Origin of the sequence: Comamonas terrae (genome assembly GCF_001544075.1) — a bacterium.
In the GTDB taxonomy this organism is placed as follows: Bacteria; Pseudomonadota; Gammaproteobacteria; order Burkholderiales; family Burkholderiaceae_C; genus Comamonas; species Comamonas terrae.
In genome coordinates this window covers 1-16514 of record NZ_BCNT01000006.1, presented here as the reverse complement: position 1 = coordinate 16514, position 16514 = coordinate 1, and the positions used below count along the sequence as shown (strand labels likewise).

At 66.1% G+C, this 16514-nt stretch carries 15 protein-coding genes; 9 read left to right on the top strand and 6 right to left on the bottom strand.

Annotated features, from left to right (window positions below):
- Positions 1-26 precede the first annotated feature (26 nt).
- The 4 genes from Cte04_RS10345 to Cte04_RS10330 all read left to right on the top strand — a co-directional run bounded on the left by Cte04_RS10345 (position 27) and on the right by Cte04_RS10330 (position 3651).
- On the top strand, positions 27-722 hold the full coding sequence (locus Cte04_RS10345; protein WP_066476296.1) for a DUF937 domain-containing protein: 696 nt from the start codon (positions 27-29) through the stop codon (positions 720-722).
- 204 nt (positions 723-926) lie between these two features.
- A complete protein-coding gene (locus Cte04_RS10340; protein WP_066476267.1) occupies positions 927-1370 on the top strand; it encodes a CBS domain-containing protein in 444 nt (147 codons plus the stop codon).
- Between the two features lie 226 nt (positions 1371-1596).
- Positions 1597-2637 (top strand): tRNA (adenosine(37)-N6)-threonylcarbamoyltransferase complex transferase subunit TsaD, encoded by a 1041-nt coding sequence (gene tsaD, locus Cte04_RS10335; protein ID WP_066476263.1) that lies wholly within the window; start codon positions 1597-1599, stop codon positions 2635-2637.
- A 387-nt stretch (positions 2638-3024) separates the two neighbouring features.
- A complete protein-coding gene (locus tag Cte04_RS10330; protein ID WP_157081932.1) occupies positions 3025-3651 on the top strand; it encodes a hypothetical protein in 627 nt (208 codons plus the stop codon).
- A gap of 76 nt (positions 3652-3727) precedes the next feature.
- Here Cte04_RS10330 and Cte04_RS10325 read toward each other — a convergent pair whose 3' ends face one another.
- A complete protein-coding gene (locus tag Cte04_RS10325) occupies positions 3728-4636 on the bottom strand; it encodes a LysR family transcriptional regulator (RefSeq protein ID WP_066476260.1) in 909 nt (302 codons plus the stop codon).
- A gap of 113 nt (positions 4637-4749) precedes the next feature.
- On the opposite strand from Cte04_RS10325, the gene metE reads away from it, so the two are divergent.
- Positions 4750-7077, top strand: coding sequence for a 5-methyltetrahydropteroyltriglutamate--homocysteine S-methyltransferase (metE, locus tag Cte04_RS10320; protein ID WP_066476258.1), 2328 nt, complete (start codon positions 4750-4752; stop codon positions 7075-7077).
- A 189-nt stretch (positions 7078-7266) separates the two neighbouring features.
- Here metE and Cte04_RS10315 read toward each other — a convergent pair whose 3' ends face one another.
- Positions 7267-7650, bottom strand: a complete 384-nt coding sequence (locus tag Cte04_RS10315; protein ID WP_066476253.1) for an Hsp20/alpha crystallin family protein — start codon at positions 7648-7650, stop codon at positions 7267-7269.
- Positions 7651-7829: 179 nt separating this feature from the next.
- On the opposite strand from Cte04_RS10315, the gene Cte04_RS10310 reads away from it, so the two are divergent.
- Positions 7830-9128, top strand: a complete 1299-nt coding sequence (locus tag Cte04_RS10310) for a branched-chain amino acid ABC transporter substrate-binding protein (protein WP_066476252.1) — start codon at positions 7830-7832, stop codon at positions 9126-9128.
- A 64-nt stretch (positions 9129-9192) separates the two neighbouring features.
- Here the strand turns inward: Cte04_RS10310 and mltB are convergent, their stop codons facing one another.
- The 4 genes from mltB to Cte04_RS10290 are packed head-to-tail and all read right to left on the bottom strand — an operon-like array spanning position 9193 to position 14427.
- The gene (mltB, locus tag Cte04_RS10305; protein ID WP_066477022.1) at positions 9193-10329 is read right to left on the bottom strand and encodes a lytic murein transglycosylase B; all 1137 of its coding nucleotides are present in this window, start codon (positions 10327-10329) and stop codon (positions 9193-9195) included.
- Between the two features lie 5 nt (positions 10330-10334).
- Positions 10335-12527, bottom strand: coding sequence for a transglutaminase TgpA family protein (locus Cte04_RS10300; RefSeq protein ID WP_083526604.1), 2193 nt, complete (start codon positions 12525-12527; stop codon positions 10335-10337).
- On the bottom strand, positions 12524-13507 hold the full coding sequence (locus tag Cte04_RS10295; protein WP_066476251.1) for a DUF58 domain-containing protein: 984 nt from the start codon (positions 13505-13507) through the stop codon (positions 12524-12526). Before Cte04_RS10295 ends, Cte04_RS10300 begins: the two co-directional genes overlap by 4 nt.
- Positions 13507-14427 (bottom strand): AAA family ATPase, encoded by a 921-nt coding sequence (locus Cte04_RS10290; protein ID WP_066476249.1) that lies wholly within the window; start codon positions 14425-14427, stop codon positions 13507-13509. The genes Cte04_RS10295 and Cte04_RS10290 overlap by 1 nt, the downstream gene beginning before the upstream one ends.
- Before the next feature lie 36 nt (positions 14428-14463).
- Here Cte04_RS10290 and Cte04_RS10285 point away from each other — a divergent pair, with 36 nt between their 5' ends.
- The 3 genes from Cte04_RS10285 (at position 14464) to Cte04_RS10275 (ending at position 16507) form a co-directional block, all read left to right on the top strand.
- Positions 14464-15423 (top strand): histone deacetylase family protein, encoded by a 960-nt coding sequence (locus Cte04_RS10285; RefSeq protein ID WP_066476247.1) that lies wholly within the window; start codon positions 14464-14466, stop codon positions 15421-15423.
- A gap of 40 nt (positions 15424-15463) precedes the next feature.
- Positions 15464-16255: an enoyl-CoA hydratase gene (locus tag Cte04_RS10280; protein ID WP_157081928.1), complete on the top strand. Its 792-nt coding sequence runs from the start codon at positions 15464-15466 to the stop codon at positions 16253-16255.
- A gap of 90 nt (positions 16256-16345) precedes the next feature.
- Entirely contained in the window at positions 16346-16507 is a 162-nt protein-coding gene (locus Cte04_RS10275) for a hypothetical protein (protein WP_157081926.1), read from the top strand.
- Positions 16508-16514 lie beyond the last annotated feature (7 nt).

The window sequence follows — 16514 nt, the reverse complement described above, 5'->3', positions numbered from 1 at the left end:
GTGCTCTGTTTTTTCAGGAGCTTTTCATGAACACCAGCGCATCACTGACGGACGAACTCATGGGCCAGCTGCAGGGCGCGCCCATGCAGGGGCTGGCCCAGCAACTGGGCGTGGACAGCGCGCAGGCCGAGCAGGCCGTGGGCGTGGCCCTGCCCATGCTGTTCGGAGCCTTGGGGCAGAACGCCTCCCAGCCCCAGGGCGCGGCCGCTCTGCTTGGCGCGCTGCAGCGTGACCACAGCAGTGCCAACGGCGCCATGGACCTGGGTGGCCTGCTTGGGGGCCTGGGCGGATTGCTGGGCGGGGCCGGCGGCGGCGCGGGCGGCCTGGGCAGCATCCTGGGCTCCGTGCTGGGCGGCGGTGGCGCTGGAGCCAATGCCGCGCAGGCCGATGGCGGCTCCATCCTGGGCCATATCTTCGGCGGCAACCAGGATCAGGCCCAGGCGCAGCTGGGCCAGGCGACGGGACTGGGCAGCAACGCCGGCCAGCTGCTGGCCATGCTAGCGCCCCTGGTGATGTCCTTTCTGGCCCATCGCGTGCAGTCCCAGGGCATGGGCGCCAGCGAACTGGGCAACACCCTGGGGCAGGAAAGCAGCCAGATCCAGTCGCAAGGCGGCGTAGCCGGCGGCATCCTGGGAAGCCTGCTGGACCAGAATGGCGATGGCAAGCTGGACATGGGCGACCTGTTCAAGCTGGGCGGCAGCCTGCTGGGCGGCCGCCGCTGATTCCGGCCGCAGGATAAAAAAAGGCAGCTTCGGCTGCCTTTTTGCCTTGGGGAACGCGATGGCGCGCGCAGGAAGCTGTTTTCCTGCGGGCCATACGGGCATAGCCTGATTGCCGCAATGCAACAAGCTCCTCACACTGGTTTTCAGTCCCTGTGTGCAGCGACCCGCCGCACCGGCTTTTTCTGAACCCCAAAGGAGGACCCTATGACGACCGTAGCCGACATCCTGCGCGCCAAAGGCAACAGCGCCATCCACAGCGTGACCCCCTCCGATACCATGCTGGTGGCGCTGCAGCGCATGGCCGACAAAGGCATAGGCGCCCTGCTGGTGCTGGAGGGCGGAGCGATCGCCGGCATCGTGACCGAGCGCGACTATGCCCGCAAGATCGCCCTGCAGGGCCGCAGCTCGGGCAGCACCAAGGTCGAGGAAGTCATGACGCGCAAGGTCCATTGCGTGCTGCCGCACCAGACCAGCGAGGAGTGCATGTCGCTGATGACCAGCAACCGCATACGCCACCTGCCCGTGGTGGACGAGCAGCGCCAGCTGCTGGGACTGATCTCCATCGGCGACATCGTCAAGGAAATCATCTCGGCCCAACAGTTCACGATCCAGCAGCTGGAGCACTACATCTCGGGTACGCATGCCTGACCTGCTCCTGCGCGCCTGCGCCGCCTCCCTCTGAAGGAGGCGGCGGCCTTTGCCCGGACAGCCCCTGCCGCGGGCGGCCCTGGCTGACCGTTTCTGGCTGGGGGCATGTCGGTTTCACGCGCCCATTGGAAATGCCGCAACTCCGGGGCGGCAGACACAAAAAGGCGGGCAGGGCCAATGCCCGCCTTTCCTGCGCCGGCGAGCCGCAGCACCTACACTTGCGGCCATGAGTTTGCTGATCCTGGGAATCGAATCCTCCTGCGACGAGACCGGCGTGGCCCTGGTGCGTGCCGATGCGGGCAAAGGCGTGCCTGTCCTGCTTTCGCACGCGCTGCACAGCCAGATCGAGATGCACCGCGCCTATGGCGGCGTGGTGCCCGAGCTGGCCAGCCGCGACCACATCCGCCGCGTGCTGCCGCTGACGGAAAAAGTGCTGGCCGATTCCGGCGCCACGCTGGAGCAGGTGGACGTGGTCGCCTTCACGCGCGGGCCGGGGCTGGCGGGCGCCCTGCTGGTGGGCGCGGGCGCGGCCTGCGCCATGGCCGCGGCACTGGACAAGCCCGTGCTCGGCGTGCACCACCTCGAAGGGCATCTGCTCTCGCCCTTTCTGAGCGAGGATCCGCCCGAATTCCCGTTCGTGGCCCTGCTGGTCTCCGGCGGCCATACGCAGCTGATGCGCGTGGACGGCGTGGGGCAGTACGCGATCCTGGGCGAAACCATCGACGACGCGGCGGGCGAGGCCTTCGACAAGTCCGCCAAGCTCATGGGCCTGCCGTATCCGGGCGGCCCCGTGCTGTCCCGGCTTGCCGAGGGCGGCGATGCCAAGGCTTTCAAGCTGCCGCGCCCGCTGCTGCATTCGGGCGATCTGGATTTCTCGTTCGCCGGCCTGAAGACCGCCGTGCTGACCCAGGCCAAGAAACTGGGCGAAGAGCTGGAGGCGCGCAAGGCCGATCTCGCGGCCAGCACCCAGGCGGCCATCGTCGAGGTGCTGGTCAAGAAGACCCTGGCCGCGCTGCAGCAGACCGGCATGAAGCGCGTGGTGGTGGCCGGCGGCGTGGGTGCCAACAGGCTGCTGCGCGAACAGCTCGATGCCGCATGCGCCCAGCGCAAGATTCGGGTTCACTACCCCGAGCTGCATCTGTGCACCGACAACGGCGCCATGATCGCCATGGCCGCGGCCATGCGCCTGCAGGCCGGGCGTGAACAGGCGAACAAGGAATACGCCTTCGACGTGAAGCCGCGCTGGCCGCTGGATACGCTGCAGTAAAAATCAAAAGGCAGACCGATGGTCTGTCTTTTTTTTGCCAATGGAGCTTATTCAAAAAGAATTTCTGGAATTTTTGCTTCTATTTGATTGGGCGCGGAGGAAATTCTCATAATGCTGCGTATCAATAGTGAGCAGCAAAGCTGCCGCAAGCATTCTTCAGTCAGGTCAAAACTGCTTGCCTTTGCTTAAGCCTATTGACTTTTCTTCGATTTTTAGAGGTGGATGTTTCTTGAGTAGGGGCTAAAAGTTGCCTGAAAGAAACAATCGGCTATGGCTAGGTGTGCTGCATTGCCCAATATTTCGGCATACTACCGTGCGCAGAAGGGAATCCTTCTGCAAAAAACTGCTGCAATGGCGGTGTAACGCAAAGAAATCAAAGGCGAGAGAATGAGGAAACAATGGAGTTTATGGGTGGTTGCTGGCGCAACTGCCATTGTCCTGGCTGCATGTGGAGGAGGAGAGGGAGGGAGCTCAACGTCGCCTGCTCTGGAGACTTCTGCAGGGCAGGGCACGGATACAGGGATTGCCGGAAATAGCGCAAGCGTTGCAACGCCGTTCTTGGGCATCTGGCAAGTTGATCAGGTTTGTACGAATAACTGGGAGCTGGTACCTGCGAGTGAACAGAAGAATGGCGGATCGCTCCGGGTTGAAAAATTGGAAATATTCGAAACCAAGCTGATACAGACAACAGTCATCTATGGTGATCGGAATTGCTCTCAACCGATAGGACGTGTGATAGAGAACTATGACCTTTCCTGGAGCGCTGCCAGTACTCCGGGTTGGAGTAAGGCCGCGCGTATTAAAGCTACCTTTAATGGATATGAGGCCAGCGCCAGCCTGTTATTAGTGCCCAGCGAAGGAGAGGCGCTGGGAAATGTCAGGAAAATGCTTGTTGGCGCCAAAATCAGTGCAACTTATGAGCAGCTTTACATAGGCAGCAGCCAGGTACCTGTGGACATGGACGGCTATCCTACTGACTTCCCACCTTATCCTTATGGAATCCGTGACCGCTGAATTGACCTGATTCAGGTGATCGTGCTCTGAATCAGTTGAAAAGCTTGCAAGGTAGTTCTTGCAGGCTTTTCTTTTGCTAGGCTTCGTGGTTTGGAGTTCCTGGCACCGGCTGCTGCGCCAGCTCGATGAAGGCGCGCAGATAGCCGATATCGAGATCGGCCTCGCGTGCACCCAGGTGGATCTGCTTGGCAATGCCTTTCCTGCCCAGGCGCACGGGCACCACATCCATCTTGCTCGCATATTCGAGCACCAGCCAGCGCGGCAGCGCGGCCACGCCGCGGCCGCTGGCCACCATCTGCAGCATGATGTCCGTGGTCTCTATGGTCTTGTGGCGGCGCGGCGCAATGCCGGCGGGCAGCAGGAACTGGTTGTAGATGTCCAGCCGGTCCGTGGCCACGGGGTAGGTGATCAGCACTTCCCGGTCCAGATGCCGGGGCAGCACGTATTCGGCCCGGGCCAGCGGATGCGAGCCGGCCACCACGAGCACCTGCTCGTAGTCGAACACGGGCACGAACTGCAGCCCGGGCTTGAACAGCGGGTCGGGCGTGACCAGCAGGTCGATCTCGTAGCCGAACAGCGCGCCGATGCCGCCGAACTGGAATTTCTGCTTCACGTCCACATCCACGTCGGGCCAGGCGCTCAGGTAGGGCGAGACGATCCTGAGCAGCCACTGGTAGCAGGGGTGGCATTCCATGCCGATGCGCAGCGCGCCGCGCTCACCCTGGGCGAACTGGCGCAGGCGCTCTTCGGCCAGGTCCAGCTGCGGCAGCACGCGGCCCGCCACGGCCAGCAGGTACCGGCCCGCCTGCGTGAGGCGCAGGCTGCGGCCTTCGCGCAGACAGATATCGGTGCCCAGTTGCTGCTCCAGCTTTTTCATGCTGTGGCTCAGCGCCGACTGGGTGACGCACAGCACGTCGGCCGCAGCCGTGAGCGAGCCCTGTTTCTCGACTTCCTGGACGATGGCCAGATGGATGCGTTCCAGCATTTAATGAATGAAATTCATGGATGTGTGAGATAAGACCATTTTACTTCATGGATTGAAGAAACCAGAATGCGTTCACTCCTTCCGAACCCTTGTTTTCTCATCCAAGAATTTCCATGACGACCATTCACAACCTCGGCTTTCCCCGCATCGGCGCCCGGCGGGAACTCAAGTTCGCGCTCGAGGCCTACTGGAGGGGCGAATCCTCGCGCGACGAGCTGAAGGCTTTAGGCGCCGCGCTGCGCCAGCGCCACTGGAGCGAGCAGCAGGGCCTGGATCTCGTGCCCGTGGGCGACTTCTCCTTCTACGATCAGGTGCTGGACATGAGCTTCACGCTGGGCCATCTGCCCGAGCGCGTGCAGGGCTTCCATGGCGAAGCCCTGGATAACTATTTCCGCGTGGCCCGCGGCCGTTCGGCAACGGGGACCGGGGACCATCCGGGCTGCTGCGGCGGCGTGGCCGCCGGCGAGATGACCAAGTGGTTCGACACCAACTACCATTACATCGTGCCCGAATTCACGGCCGGCACCACGTTCAAGCTCGATGCCACGCGGTTGCTGGAGCAGCTGTCCGAGGCCAGGGCGCAAGGCGTGAGATCCAAGCCCGTCATCATCGGCCCCGTCACCTACCTGGCCCTGGGCAAGGCCAAGGACGGTTCCAACAAACTCGATCTGCTGCCGCGCCTGCTGCCCGTGTATGCCGAGCTGCTCGACACCCTGGCGGCGCAGGGCGTGGAGTGGGTGCAGGTCGACGAGCCCATCCTCGTGACCGAGCTCGACGCGGACTGGCAGCATGCGTTCAACGCGGCCTACCACCACCTGAAGGCCGCCAAGGCCAAGCTGCTGCTGGCCACGTATTTCGGCGACCTGGCGGAGAACAAATACCTGGCGGCCAATCTGCCCGTGGCCGGCCTGCATGTCGACGCCGTCAACGGCCGTGAGGATGTGCAGCAATTGCTGGGCCTGCTGCCTGCGCACAAGGTGCTGTCGCTGGGCGTGATCAATGGCCGCAACATCTGGAAGACGGACCTGGCGGCCGTGCTCGACTGGGTGGAGCCGCTGGCCGAGCGCCTGGGCGAGCGCCTGTGGATCGCGCCCAGCTGCTCGCTGCTGCATGTGCCCGTGGACCTGGCCCAGGAGGGCAAGCTCGACGCCGAGATCAAATCCTGGCTGGCCTACGCGCTGCAAAAGCTCGAAGAGCTGCGCGTGCTGGGCAGGGCCTTGCGCGAAGGCCGCGAGGCAGTGAAGGCGCAGCTGGCGGCCAACGCCGCGGCCCTGGCATCCCGCCGCGCGTCGCCGCGCGTCAACAACCCGGCCGTGCAGGCTGCCACGGCCACCATCGATTTCCGCATGGGCGAACGCCGCAGCGCCTACGGCGTGCGCGCGGCCCGGCAAGCCAGGCTGCTGAAGCTGCCGGCCTATCCGACGACGACCATAGGCTCGTTCCCGCAGACGGCCGATATCCGGCGCGCGCGCAGCGAGTTCAAGGCCGGCAGGCTGGATGCGGCGCTCTACCGGGCGGCCATGCGCGCCGAGATAGAGCGCAGCGTGCGCGAGCAGGAGGCGCTGGGCCTGGATGTGCTGGTGCATGGCGAGGCCGAACGCAACGACATGGTCGAATACTTCGGCGAACAGCTGGCCGGCTATGCGTTGAGCCAGTTCGGCTGGGTGCAGTCCTATGGCTCGCGCTGCGTGAAGCCGCCCATCCTGTTCGGCGACATCAGCCGACCCCGGGCCATGACGGTGGAGTGGATCACCTATGCGCAGTCGCTCACGTCCAAGCCCATGAAGGGCATGCTGACGGGGCCGGTGACGATGCTGAACTGGTCCTTTGTGCGCGACGACCAGCCGCGCCCGGTCTCCTGCAGGCAGCTGGCGCTGGCGATACGCGAGGAGGTGCTGGACCTGGAAAGGGCCGGTGTGCGCGTGATCCAGATCGACGAGGCGGCACTGCGCGAAGGCCTGCCGCTGCGCAAGTCGCAATGGAAGGCGTACCTGCACTGGGCCGTGGAGTGCTTCCGCATCGCGGCCAACGGCGTGGCCGACGACACGCAGATCCACACCCACATGTGCTATTCGGAGTTCAACGACATCATGGCCTCGATTGCCGACATGGATGCCGACGTGATCACCATCGAGACTTCGCGCTCGGACATGGAACTGCTCGATGCGTTCGAGAACTTCCGGTACCCGAACGGAATCGGTCCCGGCGTCTACGACATCCATTCGCCCAACATCCCGACGCAGGATCACATCGTGCAACTGATGCGAAAGGCGGCCGGGCGCATTCCGGCCGGGCGCCTGTGGGTCAATCCCGACTGTGGCCTCAAGACACGCCAGTGGAGCGAAGTGATCGCGGCCCTGACCCATATGGTGGCCGCCGCCAGGACGCTGCGCCAGGCGCCGGCGGCTGCCGGGACTGCCGAAGCCATCGCGGCGGCCTGAATACCCTTGGGCTGAAGCTCCGCGATCCGGAGCGGCGGACTAAAAAAAGCCCGCAGTGCATTGCGCATTGCGGGCTTTCTGCCGTTCGGCCTGCCGGTGCTAAAGAAGACGGAAGAAAGGATGTCGGGCAGGCCGGCCAGCTCCGAAAACGTCAGGCGGCGGCCACATCGGCCGGCACCGCCTTAGCGCTTATTCGATGGGCAGGACCGTGGCCTTGCTCTGCGGCTCCAGCTTGGCCAGTGTCAGTGTCAGCACGCCGTTTTCGAGCTTGGCCTTGCTGGCCGCGGCGTCGATCTCATGGTCCAGTTCCCAGGCGCGCTTCACCTGGCGGGCAGCGCCTTCCACGCTCTGCAGGCGGACGACGGCACCTTCGATGGCGAGCTGCAGCTGCTCGCGCGCCAGGCCGGGAACGTCCAGCGCGAGCGTGGTGGCCTTGTCGTCGCGGCTGACCTGGACCTGTTGCTGCACGGGGCTGGAGGCGCCCAGGGTTTCTTGCAGAAAGCGCTGCAGGGCCAGGTCGGCTGCACGGGGGGAGACAAAGCTGTTGCGGCTCATCACAGGGGCGAAGATCATGGTGGTTAACTCCAAATTTGACTGGCGCAAACAAGAATGAATCCAGGTCCGCAGCCAGGAGGCGGCGTTCTGCTTCGACCCGTTTTGCGTCAGTCGTTGCCTATACACTGCGCGGCTTGCGTTGCTGCCGCTTGGTTCATAGGTAGGTGGCTCGCAATGCATTTCAAGAGGATTTTGGGATGAATAAATTGCGCCGCCAGGCCTTGAAATACCTGCAGTTGGCACTATGGGCCGGACCATTGAGCGCTTTTGACGCCATGGCCGGGAATTCGGTGAAGGAGGCCCGCCCGATCCGGCTGGCCTTGATCGAAAGCCTGTCCGGTCCCTTCGCCAACACGGGAGAGGCCGTGTTTCGCAACCTGCTGTGGGCCGCCGAGCGCGTGAACGCGCGCGGCGGCGTGCGGCTGCCGCCAGCGCAGGGCGGGGCCCGGCCGCTGGCCATCGTGCGCTACGACAGCAAGGGCCAGAACGAGGAGGCGCTGTCGGCGCTGCGCTCGGCCATCGACGACGGCGTGCGCGTGGTCATGCAGGGCAATTCCTCGGCCACGGCGGCGGCCTTGCTGGATGCGATTGAAAAGCACAACGAGCGCGACCCCGAGCGCCGCGTGCTGTATCTCAATTACTCGGCCGTGGACCCGGCGCTGACCAACGAGAAATGCAGCTTCTGGCATTTCCGCTTCGATGCCCATGCCGACATGCGCATGGCGGCCCTGATGCAGGTGATCCGGGACGACAAGGCCGTGCACAGCGCCTATCTGATCGGGCAGGACTACAGCTTCGGCCAGGCCGTGCTGCGCGAGGCGCGCCGGCAATTGGCCGTGCAGCGTCCGGACATCCGCATCGTGGGCGACGAGCTGCATCCGGTGGGCCGCGTCAAGGACTTCGCGCCCTATGCGGCCAAGATCCGGCAAAGCGGCGCCCAGGCGGTGATCACGGGCAACTGGGGCAATGACCTGATGCTGCTGGTCAAGGCGGCGCGCGAGGCAGGGTACGAGGGGCGCTTTTACACCTTCTACGGCAATGCGTTGGGCGCGCCCGCCGCGCTGGGCGACGCCGGCGTCGGCAAGGTGCTGGCCGTGGCCGACTGGCTGCCCAATGTGCCTGTGGCCGACAGCCGGGCGTTCTACCAGGCTTTCCGCCAGCGCTTTCCGCGCAACGAGGACGACTATGTGCACATGCGCATGCAGCTCATGATGGAGGCATTGGCCCAGTCCATGGAGCGCGCGGGCAGCACCGACACCGTGGCCGTGGCGCGCGCCATGGAGCAGGCCAGCGTGCAGCTGGCCGGGCGTTCGGGCTGGATGCGCGCCGCAGACCACCAGTTCCAGCAGCCGCTGGTGGTGGGCGTGATGGAGCGCAAGGGCAGCGAGGGCGTGGCTTTCGATGTGGAGGGCTCGGGCTATGGCTTCAGGGTGGTGCGCGAGATCGCGGCCCGCGATGCCGAGCAGCCGTCCCTGTGCCATATGCGTCGCCCTTGAGTTGCCTGCACTCCTGATTGCATAGCTTCCAGCGCTTGCTCCATAAGCGCTGGAGGCTTTTTTCTTATGGATTGCCAGAGGCGCTGGCCTGCTGTCCGGCCCGATAGGCTTCGTGCACGCGCTGACCCAGCTCGATCACCGACAGCGCATAGAAGGCCGACCAGTTGTAGCGCGTGATCGCATAGAAGTTCTCGGTGCCGGCCAGGTATTGCGTGGGGCCGGAGCTGCCGTTTTCCAGCGTGATCAGCGCCAGCGGACGCTGGTAGCTTTCTCCGCCCAGCACGCGCACGCCCCGGGCGGCCATCTGCGCCGCGGTGAAGCTGGGCAGGATGTCGGGGGCCTGCAGCGCGGCCAGGTCCTGGCCCCCGGCCTGCATGTCCACCGCGAAGGTGGAGGGCAGGCCGCTTTGCCAGCCATGGCCCACGAAGTAATTGGCCACCGAGCCGATGGCATCGGCTGCGCTGTTGAACATGTCGATGCGGCCGTCGCCGTCGAAGTCCACGGCCCATTTGTCCCAGCTCGTGGGCATGAACTGGCCCATGCCCATGGCGCCCGCATAGCTGCCGCGGATGGAGAACGGATCGATGCCCGAGCGGTAGGCCGTGAGCAGCATCTGCGCCAGTTCGCCGCGGAAATATTCGGTACGCGCCTGGGCGCGCGGATGGGCACGGGGAAAGTCCAGCGACAGCGTGGCCAGTGCGTCCATGACGCGGAAATTGCCCATCTGCCGGCCGTAGATGGTCTCCACGCCGATGATGCCCACGATGATTTCGGCGGGCACGCCGAACTGGCGCTCGGCCCGCTCCAGGGCTTCGCGGTGGGCCCGCCAGAAATCCACGCCCGCACGGATGCGTATGGGCTCGACGAAGCGGCTGCGGTACACCGTCCAGTTCTTGACGAAGCCGCGCGCCGGCGGCGTCACCAGCCTGGGCACTTGCGGCAGGAAGCGGGCCTGGCCCAGCATGCTTTCCACCCACTCGCGCGGCAGGCCGTGGTGTTCGGCAATCTCGGCGGCCAGCAGCATGGCGTCGGGCCGGCCGGCGTAGTAGATGTCCGCCGCTGGCTGGCTGGCAGCGGCCTTTCCGGCGCCTTTGGCATGCTGTGGCGCGGCCTGGGCGGCAGCCGGATGGACCAGGGCCAGCCCTAGCGAAAGTGCCATTGAGAAGGCCACGGACAGGGCGGTGCGGGCGGGTGATTGCATGGATGTCATGAGGTGGCGGATGAGTGCAGGCCTGCGGCGGCTGGCGGGTTCACGTCGGGTTTGTCGGCGCAGGCCTGGGTGGCTGGCGGCCACGGCAAGGCGCGCAGCTGGCGCCAGCGCCGGCGCAGCGAGGCCAGCTCGGCGACGCAATCCGGCTGCGGGCGTGGCGCGTAGCGCAGTTTCTCCATGTCCAGCAGCCACTGGCCCATTGCCCGGGCCCAGGGCTCGTGGGTGGTCTGCCAGCGGGCCTGCACCTGCAAGGCCATGGCGCGCGCCGAGGTGGCGGGCCCCGCGGCAATGCCGCTGCGCTGCAGCCGGGCCCTGGCTTCGCCGAGCAACTGGCTCCAGGCATCGGGGCGCGGTCGCGTCATGCGGGCCCAGAGCAGCCACAGCAAGGCCAGGGTGCCCAGGCTGGCGCCCAGCAGGCGCAGCAGATCCGTCCAGTCGGGCGACTGCAGGCCCAGGCCCTGCAGCAAATGGAGCTGGCGGCTTTGCGTGTAGTTGATCACCCACTGGTTCCAGCGATGGTTGGCGGCTTCCCAGAAGGCGCGCAGCGCCTGCAGCGTGCCGGTATCGACCAGGTTGCCCATGGCGCTGGCAAGGGCGCCGCGCGGCGCCTGCAGGCGCTGGAACTGGCCCACGCGCGCGGGCGAGACCGCGGCCGTGGGGTCCACGCGCGTCCAGCCCTGGCCGGCGACCCAGACTTCGGCCCAGGCATGTGCGTCGCTGTTGCGCACGGTCCAGTAACCGTCCACGGCGTTGCGTTCGCCGCCCTGGTAGCCGGTGACGATGCGGGCCGGCACGCCCATGCTGCGCATGAGCACGGCAAAGGCCGAGGCGATGTGCTCGCAAAAGCCCTGCTTGCTGTCGAACCAGAAATCGTCGGCAGTGTGCAGCGCATCGACCACGCCGGGTTCCAGCGTATAGACATAGCCGCCGCTGCGCAGCCGCTCCAGTGCTTTCTGCACCAGGGCCGGGGTGTAGCGGGGGCCGGCCATGGAGGCCAGCAGCTGCTGCCCCAGGGCGCGCGTACGCGGGTTGCCGCCCGGGCTGCCCTCGGGCGGCAGCTGCAGATAGCGCTGCAGCTCGGGCGTGGCCTCTCGCGGGCCGTACTGGAATTGCGTATGGCTCTGGGCATGGACGCGCAGCACATCGGTGATCGGCCGCTGCGTGATCCATTGCAGCTCGCCTCCCATGCGGGCGCGGCCCACGGATGCGCCTTCGGGCAGTTGCGGCGCGTCGCGCGCGGCGTCGAGCAGGGTCAGCCAGCGGCGCTTGCTGGGCTCGATCAGCATCTCGTAGCGCAGCGGCTCGCCGCTCACGCGCAGCTGCGGCATTTCCAGGGCCGATGCGGCGGGATCGGCCTGCCAAGCGCTCCAGTTGCGGCCGTCGAAGTGCGCGAGCACGGGACCGCGGAAATACAGGGCCGCTGCCGGCGGCGCCGTGCCGCCGGGCGTGAGAAAGCGCAGGCGCAGGGCCACGCTGTCGTCCAGCGCCAGCGATGCGACTTCGCCTACCCGCATGTTTTCCGACAGGCCGCTGCGGCCGGCCAGGTCGGCGGACGCAACGCCCCACAGCGGCGCCATGCGCGGAAAGAACATGAACAGCGCCAGCATGACCGGCGCGCCGCACAGCGTCAGCAGCGCGGCGGTGCGCAGCGCCTGCAGCAGCGGCGGCTTGCCCGCCGTCATGTGGGCATTGACCAGCGCGGTGAGCAGGCCCACGAGCCCGGCGATCATGGCCAGGGCCATGAGAGGCGACTGCGAATGGAAGAAATTGCTCAGCAGCGCGAAAAAGCCCAGGAAGAAAACCACCATGGCGTCGCGCCGCGCGCGAAGCTCCAGGGTCTTCAAGGCCAGGAGCAGGACGACCAGCGTCACGCCGGCATCCCTGCCGACCAGGGTGCGGTGGGTGGCCCAGGTCGCGGCAACCGCCACCAGCAGCAGGCCGGCCAGCACCATGCGGCCGGGCAGGGGCGCGGCCTTCCAGGCCAACTGGCCCCGCCACAGCAGCAGGCTGGCGGCGAAGGCACTGGTCCACCAGGGCGTGTGGGAGGCCTGCGGCAGCAGCACCCAGGCGATGACGGCCAGCAGGAACAGGGTGTCGCGCGCATCGCGCGGCAGCGCGGCGAGCCGCTGGCGCAGGCTTTCAGGCGCCAGGGTAGCGGACAGGTCGGCCATGGAAGAGCTGTGGTTCATGGGCAGGCCGCTAGCGCTTCGAGGCAGCGCGTTGCATGGGCCGCTCCGCTGTCGGGCGCGATTTCCTGGCCGTGGGGCAGGCGCAGCCCCCAGGTATGGCCCTGCTGCTGCGCCAGCAGCACCCAGGCCGCCAGCCGCGAAAGGCAGGCTTCCGGATCGTGCAAGCCCGTGGCGCGCGCATCCAGCCACAGCCTGTGCTGGCTTGCATAGGGGCGGTCGCGGCTGATGAGCTGATGGCTGCCCGTGGCAAAGGCCTGGGCCGCCTTTTTCCAGACCACGAGCTTGAGCGAATCCCCGGGCCGGTAGGCACGTACGCCGTCGAACTCGTCGCCGCTGCGCACGGCGGCATGGCCCTGGCCGCCGGATTCGGGGCTGGCTTCGGGCAGCGGCGGCGGATGGGCCTCGGGCGCCGGATAGATCCAGACCCGGGTCTGTGGGCGCCAGATGGCCCAGACCTTGAACGCACCCAGTGGATAGCGGGTGAGCACCTGGACTGCCGGCAGGGCGTGCAGGCCCCGCTGCCGGGGCGTGAAGGCCAGCTCGGCCGGCGTGCCGGACTGCTCGGGCACGTCCACCCAGGTCCAGTCGCCGGGCCTGGCTTTTGCCGCTTCGTGAAGAGCCAGGCCGATGCCCCATCGCCGGCCCCGTCCCGGGTTGCCCAGCATGATGCGCATGGACAGCGGCGCATGGGCGAAGCCGCCGCCGGCGCCCTGCAGCTGCAGGCGCAGCCCGCGCAGATTGGCGTGGCCCACGATCATACTGGCCGCGGCGCTGCCCGCCAGCAGAAAGGTCAGCAGGTAGCCCAGTTTGAGCTGGTAGTTGATGGCCGCCACCAGCAGCACCAGCAGCGTCAGCAGCAGGGCCCAGCCGGCGCGCGAAGGCAGTATGTAGACATTGGCCTGCGTGAGCGTGAGCTGGTCCGTGCGGGGCTGGCGCGCCAATATCCAGCGGCGGATCCGGGCGGCGGGCGACACCGGCATCACGGCAGCGGCACGGCGTGCATCATGGCGCGCACCTGCTCGGCCGCCCCGCGGCCCGCATTGCCCACGGGCACGAGACGGTGGGCTGCCACCTGCGGCAGTATGGCCTGCACGTCGTCGGGCGCCACATAGTCGCGCCCCTGCATGAGGGCCACCGCCTTGGCGGCGCGCAAAAGGGCGATGGCGGCCCGGGGCGACAGGCCCTGCACGAACCACTGGCCGTTGCGCGTGGCGTCCACGAGGTCCTGCACATAGTCCAGCAGCGCATCGCTGGCATGTATTTCCAGCGCGAGCAGCTGCAGCTGCTGCAGCTGCCCGTGGGAGACAACGGGCAGCAGCGCCTCGGCCGTGGCGCGCCGGCCATTGCCCGCCAGCAGCAGCCGCTCTGCCGCACGATGCGGATAGCCGAGGCTGACGCGCATCAGGAAGCGGTCCAGCTGGCTTTCGGGCAACGCAAACGTGCCCAGCTGCTCCAGCGGGTTCTGCGTGGCAATCACGAAAAACGGCGCCGGCAGGCTGTGCGTGCGGCCCTCGGCCGTGACCTGGCGTTCCTCCATGGCCTCCAGCAGCGCGCTCTGTGTCTTGGGGCTGGCGCGGTTGATTTCGTCGGCCAGCAGCACCTGGGCAAAGATGGGGCCGGTATGGAAGGCAAAGGCCTCGCTGGCTCGGTCGTAGATGGAAACGCCTGTCAGGTCGCTGGGCATGAGGTCGGCCGTGAACTGCACGCGAGAGAACTGCAGGCCGAAGCTGCGGGCCAGCGCATGGGCCAGCGTGGTCTTGCCCACGCCGGGCACGTCCTCGATCAGCAAATGCCCGCCCGCGATCAGGCAGGCCACGCTGTCCCTGACCTGGTCCGGCTTGCCCTCCATTACCGTGTTAAGCTGATTCAGTAACGCGTTGATTGTGTGCTGAGCGTGCATGGCGCGACGTTATCCCAAAAAAACGATTGCGGAGACATGACTGTGGGCAAGACAGGATATTTCACCCACCGGGACTGCTGGCTGCACGAAATGGGGCCGGGGCATCCCGAGTGCCCTGCACGCCTGGATGCCATCGAAGACCGGTTGCTCATCACGGGCGTGAGCGACGCGCTGGACCGGCGCGACGCGCCCGAAGCATCGCTGACCGAAGTGGAGCTGGCGCATGACGCCATGCATGTGGCGGCTTTGCAGGGGTTGACCAGCCGCCTGGAGCAGGAGCTGCAGGCCGGCGGCCCCGAACACCGGCAGATCGATACCGATACCTCCATCAACCGCCATACCTTCAAGGCCGCGCTGCGGGCGGCCGGTGCGGCCCTGGCCGCGACCGATGCCGTCATGGCCGGCGAGCTGGAAAATGCCTTCTGCGCCGTGCGCCCGCCCGGCCACCATGCCACGCGCAACCAGGCCATGGGCTTCTGCTTCTTCAACAACGTGGCCATTGCCGTCAAATATGCACTGGAGCGCTACCAGCTGCGCCGCGTGGCTGTCATCGATTTCGACGTGCACCATGGCAACGGCACGGAGGACATCCTGGCCGGCGACGAGCGCGTGCTGATGTGCGGCATCTTCCAGCATCCGTTCTATCCGTTCAGCGGCGACAAGGACCCGGCCCCCAACATGCTCAACGTGCCCGTGCCCGCGTATACCAAGGGCATGGACATCCGGGAGATCGTCGAGATGATGTGGATTCCGCGGCTGGAGTCGTTCAAGCCCGAGATGATCTTCATCAGCGCCGGCTTCGATGCCCATCGCGAAGACGATATGGGGCAACTGGGCATGACCGAGAATGACTTCGCCTGGATCACCACCCGGGTCAAGGATATTGCGCGGCGCTATGCCAAGGGACGCATCGTGTCCTGTCTGGAAGGCGGCTATGTGATGTCTGCGCTGGCGCGCAGCGTGGAGGCCCATGTGAGGGTTCTCGCCGATATCTGATGCGGCCTGGCAGGCCCTTTGGAAGTGAAGGAGACATGCTGTGACACAAGCTCGGCAGCCAGCGCTGGTGCGGATGGAAAAGGACGAACGCGGCGTCGTGCGGCTGACGCTGGATGATCCGCAGCGCTTCAACGCGCTGGGAGAGCAAATGCTGGAGGCCCTGCAGCAGGCCCTGGATGCGATCGCCTGCGACGCATCGGCGCGCGTGGTGGTGCTGGCGGCCAGCGGCAAGGCCTTTTGCGCGGGGCACAACCTCAAGGACATGGCCGCCCATCCCGAGCTGGCCTATTACCAGCAGCTGTTTGCCCGGTGCAGCCGCGTCATGCTGGCCATCCAGAAGCTGGCCGTGCCGGTCATTGCGCGCGTGCACGGCATTGCGACGGCGGCCGGCTGCCAGCTGGTGGCGCAGTGCGATCTGGCAGTGGCCAGCGACCAAGCCCGCTTTGCCACCAGCGGCATCCAGTACGGCCTGTTCTGCGCCACGCCCAGCGTGCCGCTGGTGCGCAACATGCCGGCCAAGAAAGCCATGGAGATGCTGCTGACCGGCGAATTCATCAACGCAGCCCAGGCCATGGAGTACGGGCTGCTCAATGGCGTCGTCGCTGCGGACCGGCTCGATGCCGAAATAGAGCGCCTGGTACAGGCCATCGTGAGCAAGCCGCGCACGGCCATCGCCATGGGCAAGGCGCTGGTCTATCGCCAGCGCGAAATGGGCGTGGAAGCGGCCTACCAGCTGGCCGGGCAGACCATGGCCTCCAATATGATGGACGTGGATGCCCAGGAAGGCGCCCAGGCATTTGTGCAAAAGCGTGCGCCGCGCTGGCAGTCCTGATGCGTCCGGCCTGGCCCGCATGATGCAGGGTGGAATACCTAGGTATTACCCTGATTCAACCGGCAAAAGGTCTTCGGTTTTGCGCAAGTCATGCATAAAATTGAACGGTCGTTCGTTTTTATGCCGTCGGCTCGGCTGGCCGGCCATCCACCGGCAGCCGGAATTTTTGCAGCAGCTGTTGCAGTGCCGCATAAAATGAATCCAGTTTACGTAAACGTCAATGCAGTAATCATGAAGGAGCCGCAGCAATGAAGGTATT

What these genes read in the sequence shown, in the direction of transcription:
- mltB (WP_066477022.1), bottom strand. Translation starts at nt 10,329, where the DNA reads ATGCAATCACCCGCCCGCACCGCCCTGTCCGTGGCCTTCTCAATGGCA.
- Cte04_RS10300 (WP_083526604.1), bottom strand. Translation starts at nt 12,527, where the DNA reads ATGAACCACAGCTCTTCCATGGCCGACCTGTCCGCTACCCTGGCGCCT.
- Cte04_RS10325 (WP_066476260.1), bottom strand. Translation starts at nt 4,636, where the DNA reads ATGCTGGAACGCATCCATCTGGCCATCGTCCAGGAAGTCGAGAAACAG.
- Cte04_RS10290 (WP_066476249.1), bottom strand. Translation starts at nt 14,427, where the DNA reads ATGCACGCTCAGCACACAATCAACGCGTTACTGAATCAGCTTAACACG.
- Cte04_RS10315 (WP_066476253.1), bottom strand. Translation starts at nt 7,650, where the DNA reads ATGATCTTCGCCCCTGTGATGAGCCGCAACAGCTTTGTCTCCCCCCGT.
- Cte04_RS10275 (WP_157081926.1), top strand. Translation starts at nt 16,346, where the DNA reads ATGCATAAAATTGAACGGTCGTTCGTTTTTATGCCGTCGGCTCGGCTG.
- Cte04_RS10285 (WP_066476247.1), top strand. Translation starts at nt 14,464, where the DNA reads ATGACTGTGGGCAAGACAGGATATTTCACCCACCGGGACTGCTGGCTG.
- Cte04_RS10345 (WP_066476296.1), top strand. Translation starts at nt 27, where the DNA reads ATGAACACCAGCGCATCACTGACGGACGAACTCATGGGCCAGCTGCAG.
- Cte04_RS10310 (WP_066476252.1), top strand. Translation starts at nt 7,830, where the DNA reads ATGAATAAATTGCGCCGCCAGGCCTTGAAATACCTGCAGTTGGCACTA.
- metE (WP_066476258.1), top strand. Translation starts at nt 4,750, where the DNA reads ATGACGACCATTCACAACCTCGGCTTTCCCCGCATCGGCGCCCGGCGG.
- Cte04_RS10340 (WP_066476267.1), top strand. Translation starts at nt 927, where the DNA reads ATGACGACCGTAGCCGACATCCTGCGCGCCAAAGGCAACAGCGCCATC.
- Cte04_RS10330 (WP_157081932.1), top strand. Translation starts at nt 3,025, where the DNA reads ATGAGGAAACAATGGAGTTTATGGGTGGTTGCTGGCGCAACTGCCATT.
- Cte04_RS10295 (WP_066476251.1), bottom strand. Translation starts at nt 13,507, where the DNA reads ATGCCGGTGTCGCCCGCCGCCCGGATCCGCCGCTGGATATTGGCGCGC.
- tsaD (WP_066476263.1), top strand. Translation starts at nt 1,597, where the DNA reads ATGAGTTTGCTGATCCTGGGAATCGAATCCTCCTGCGACGAGACCGGC.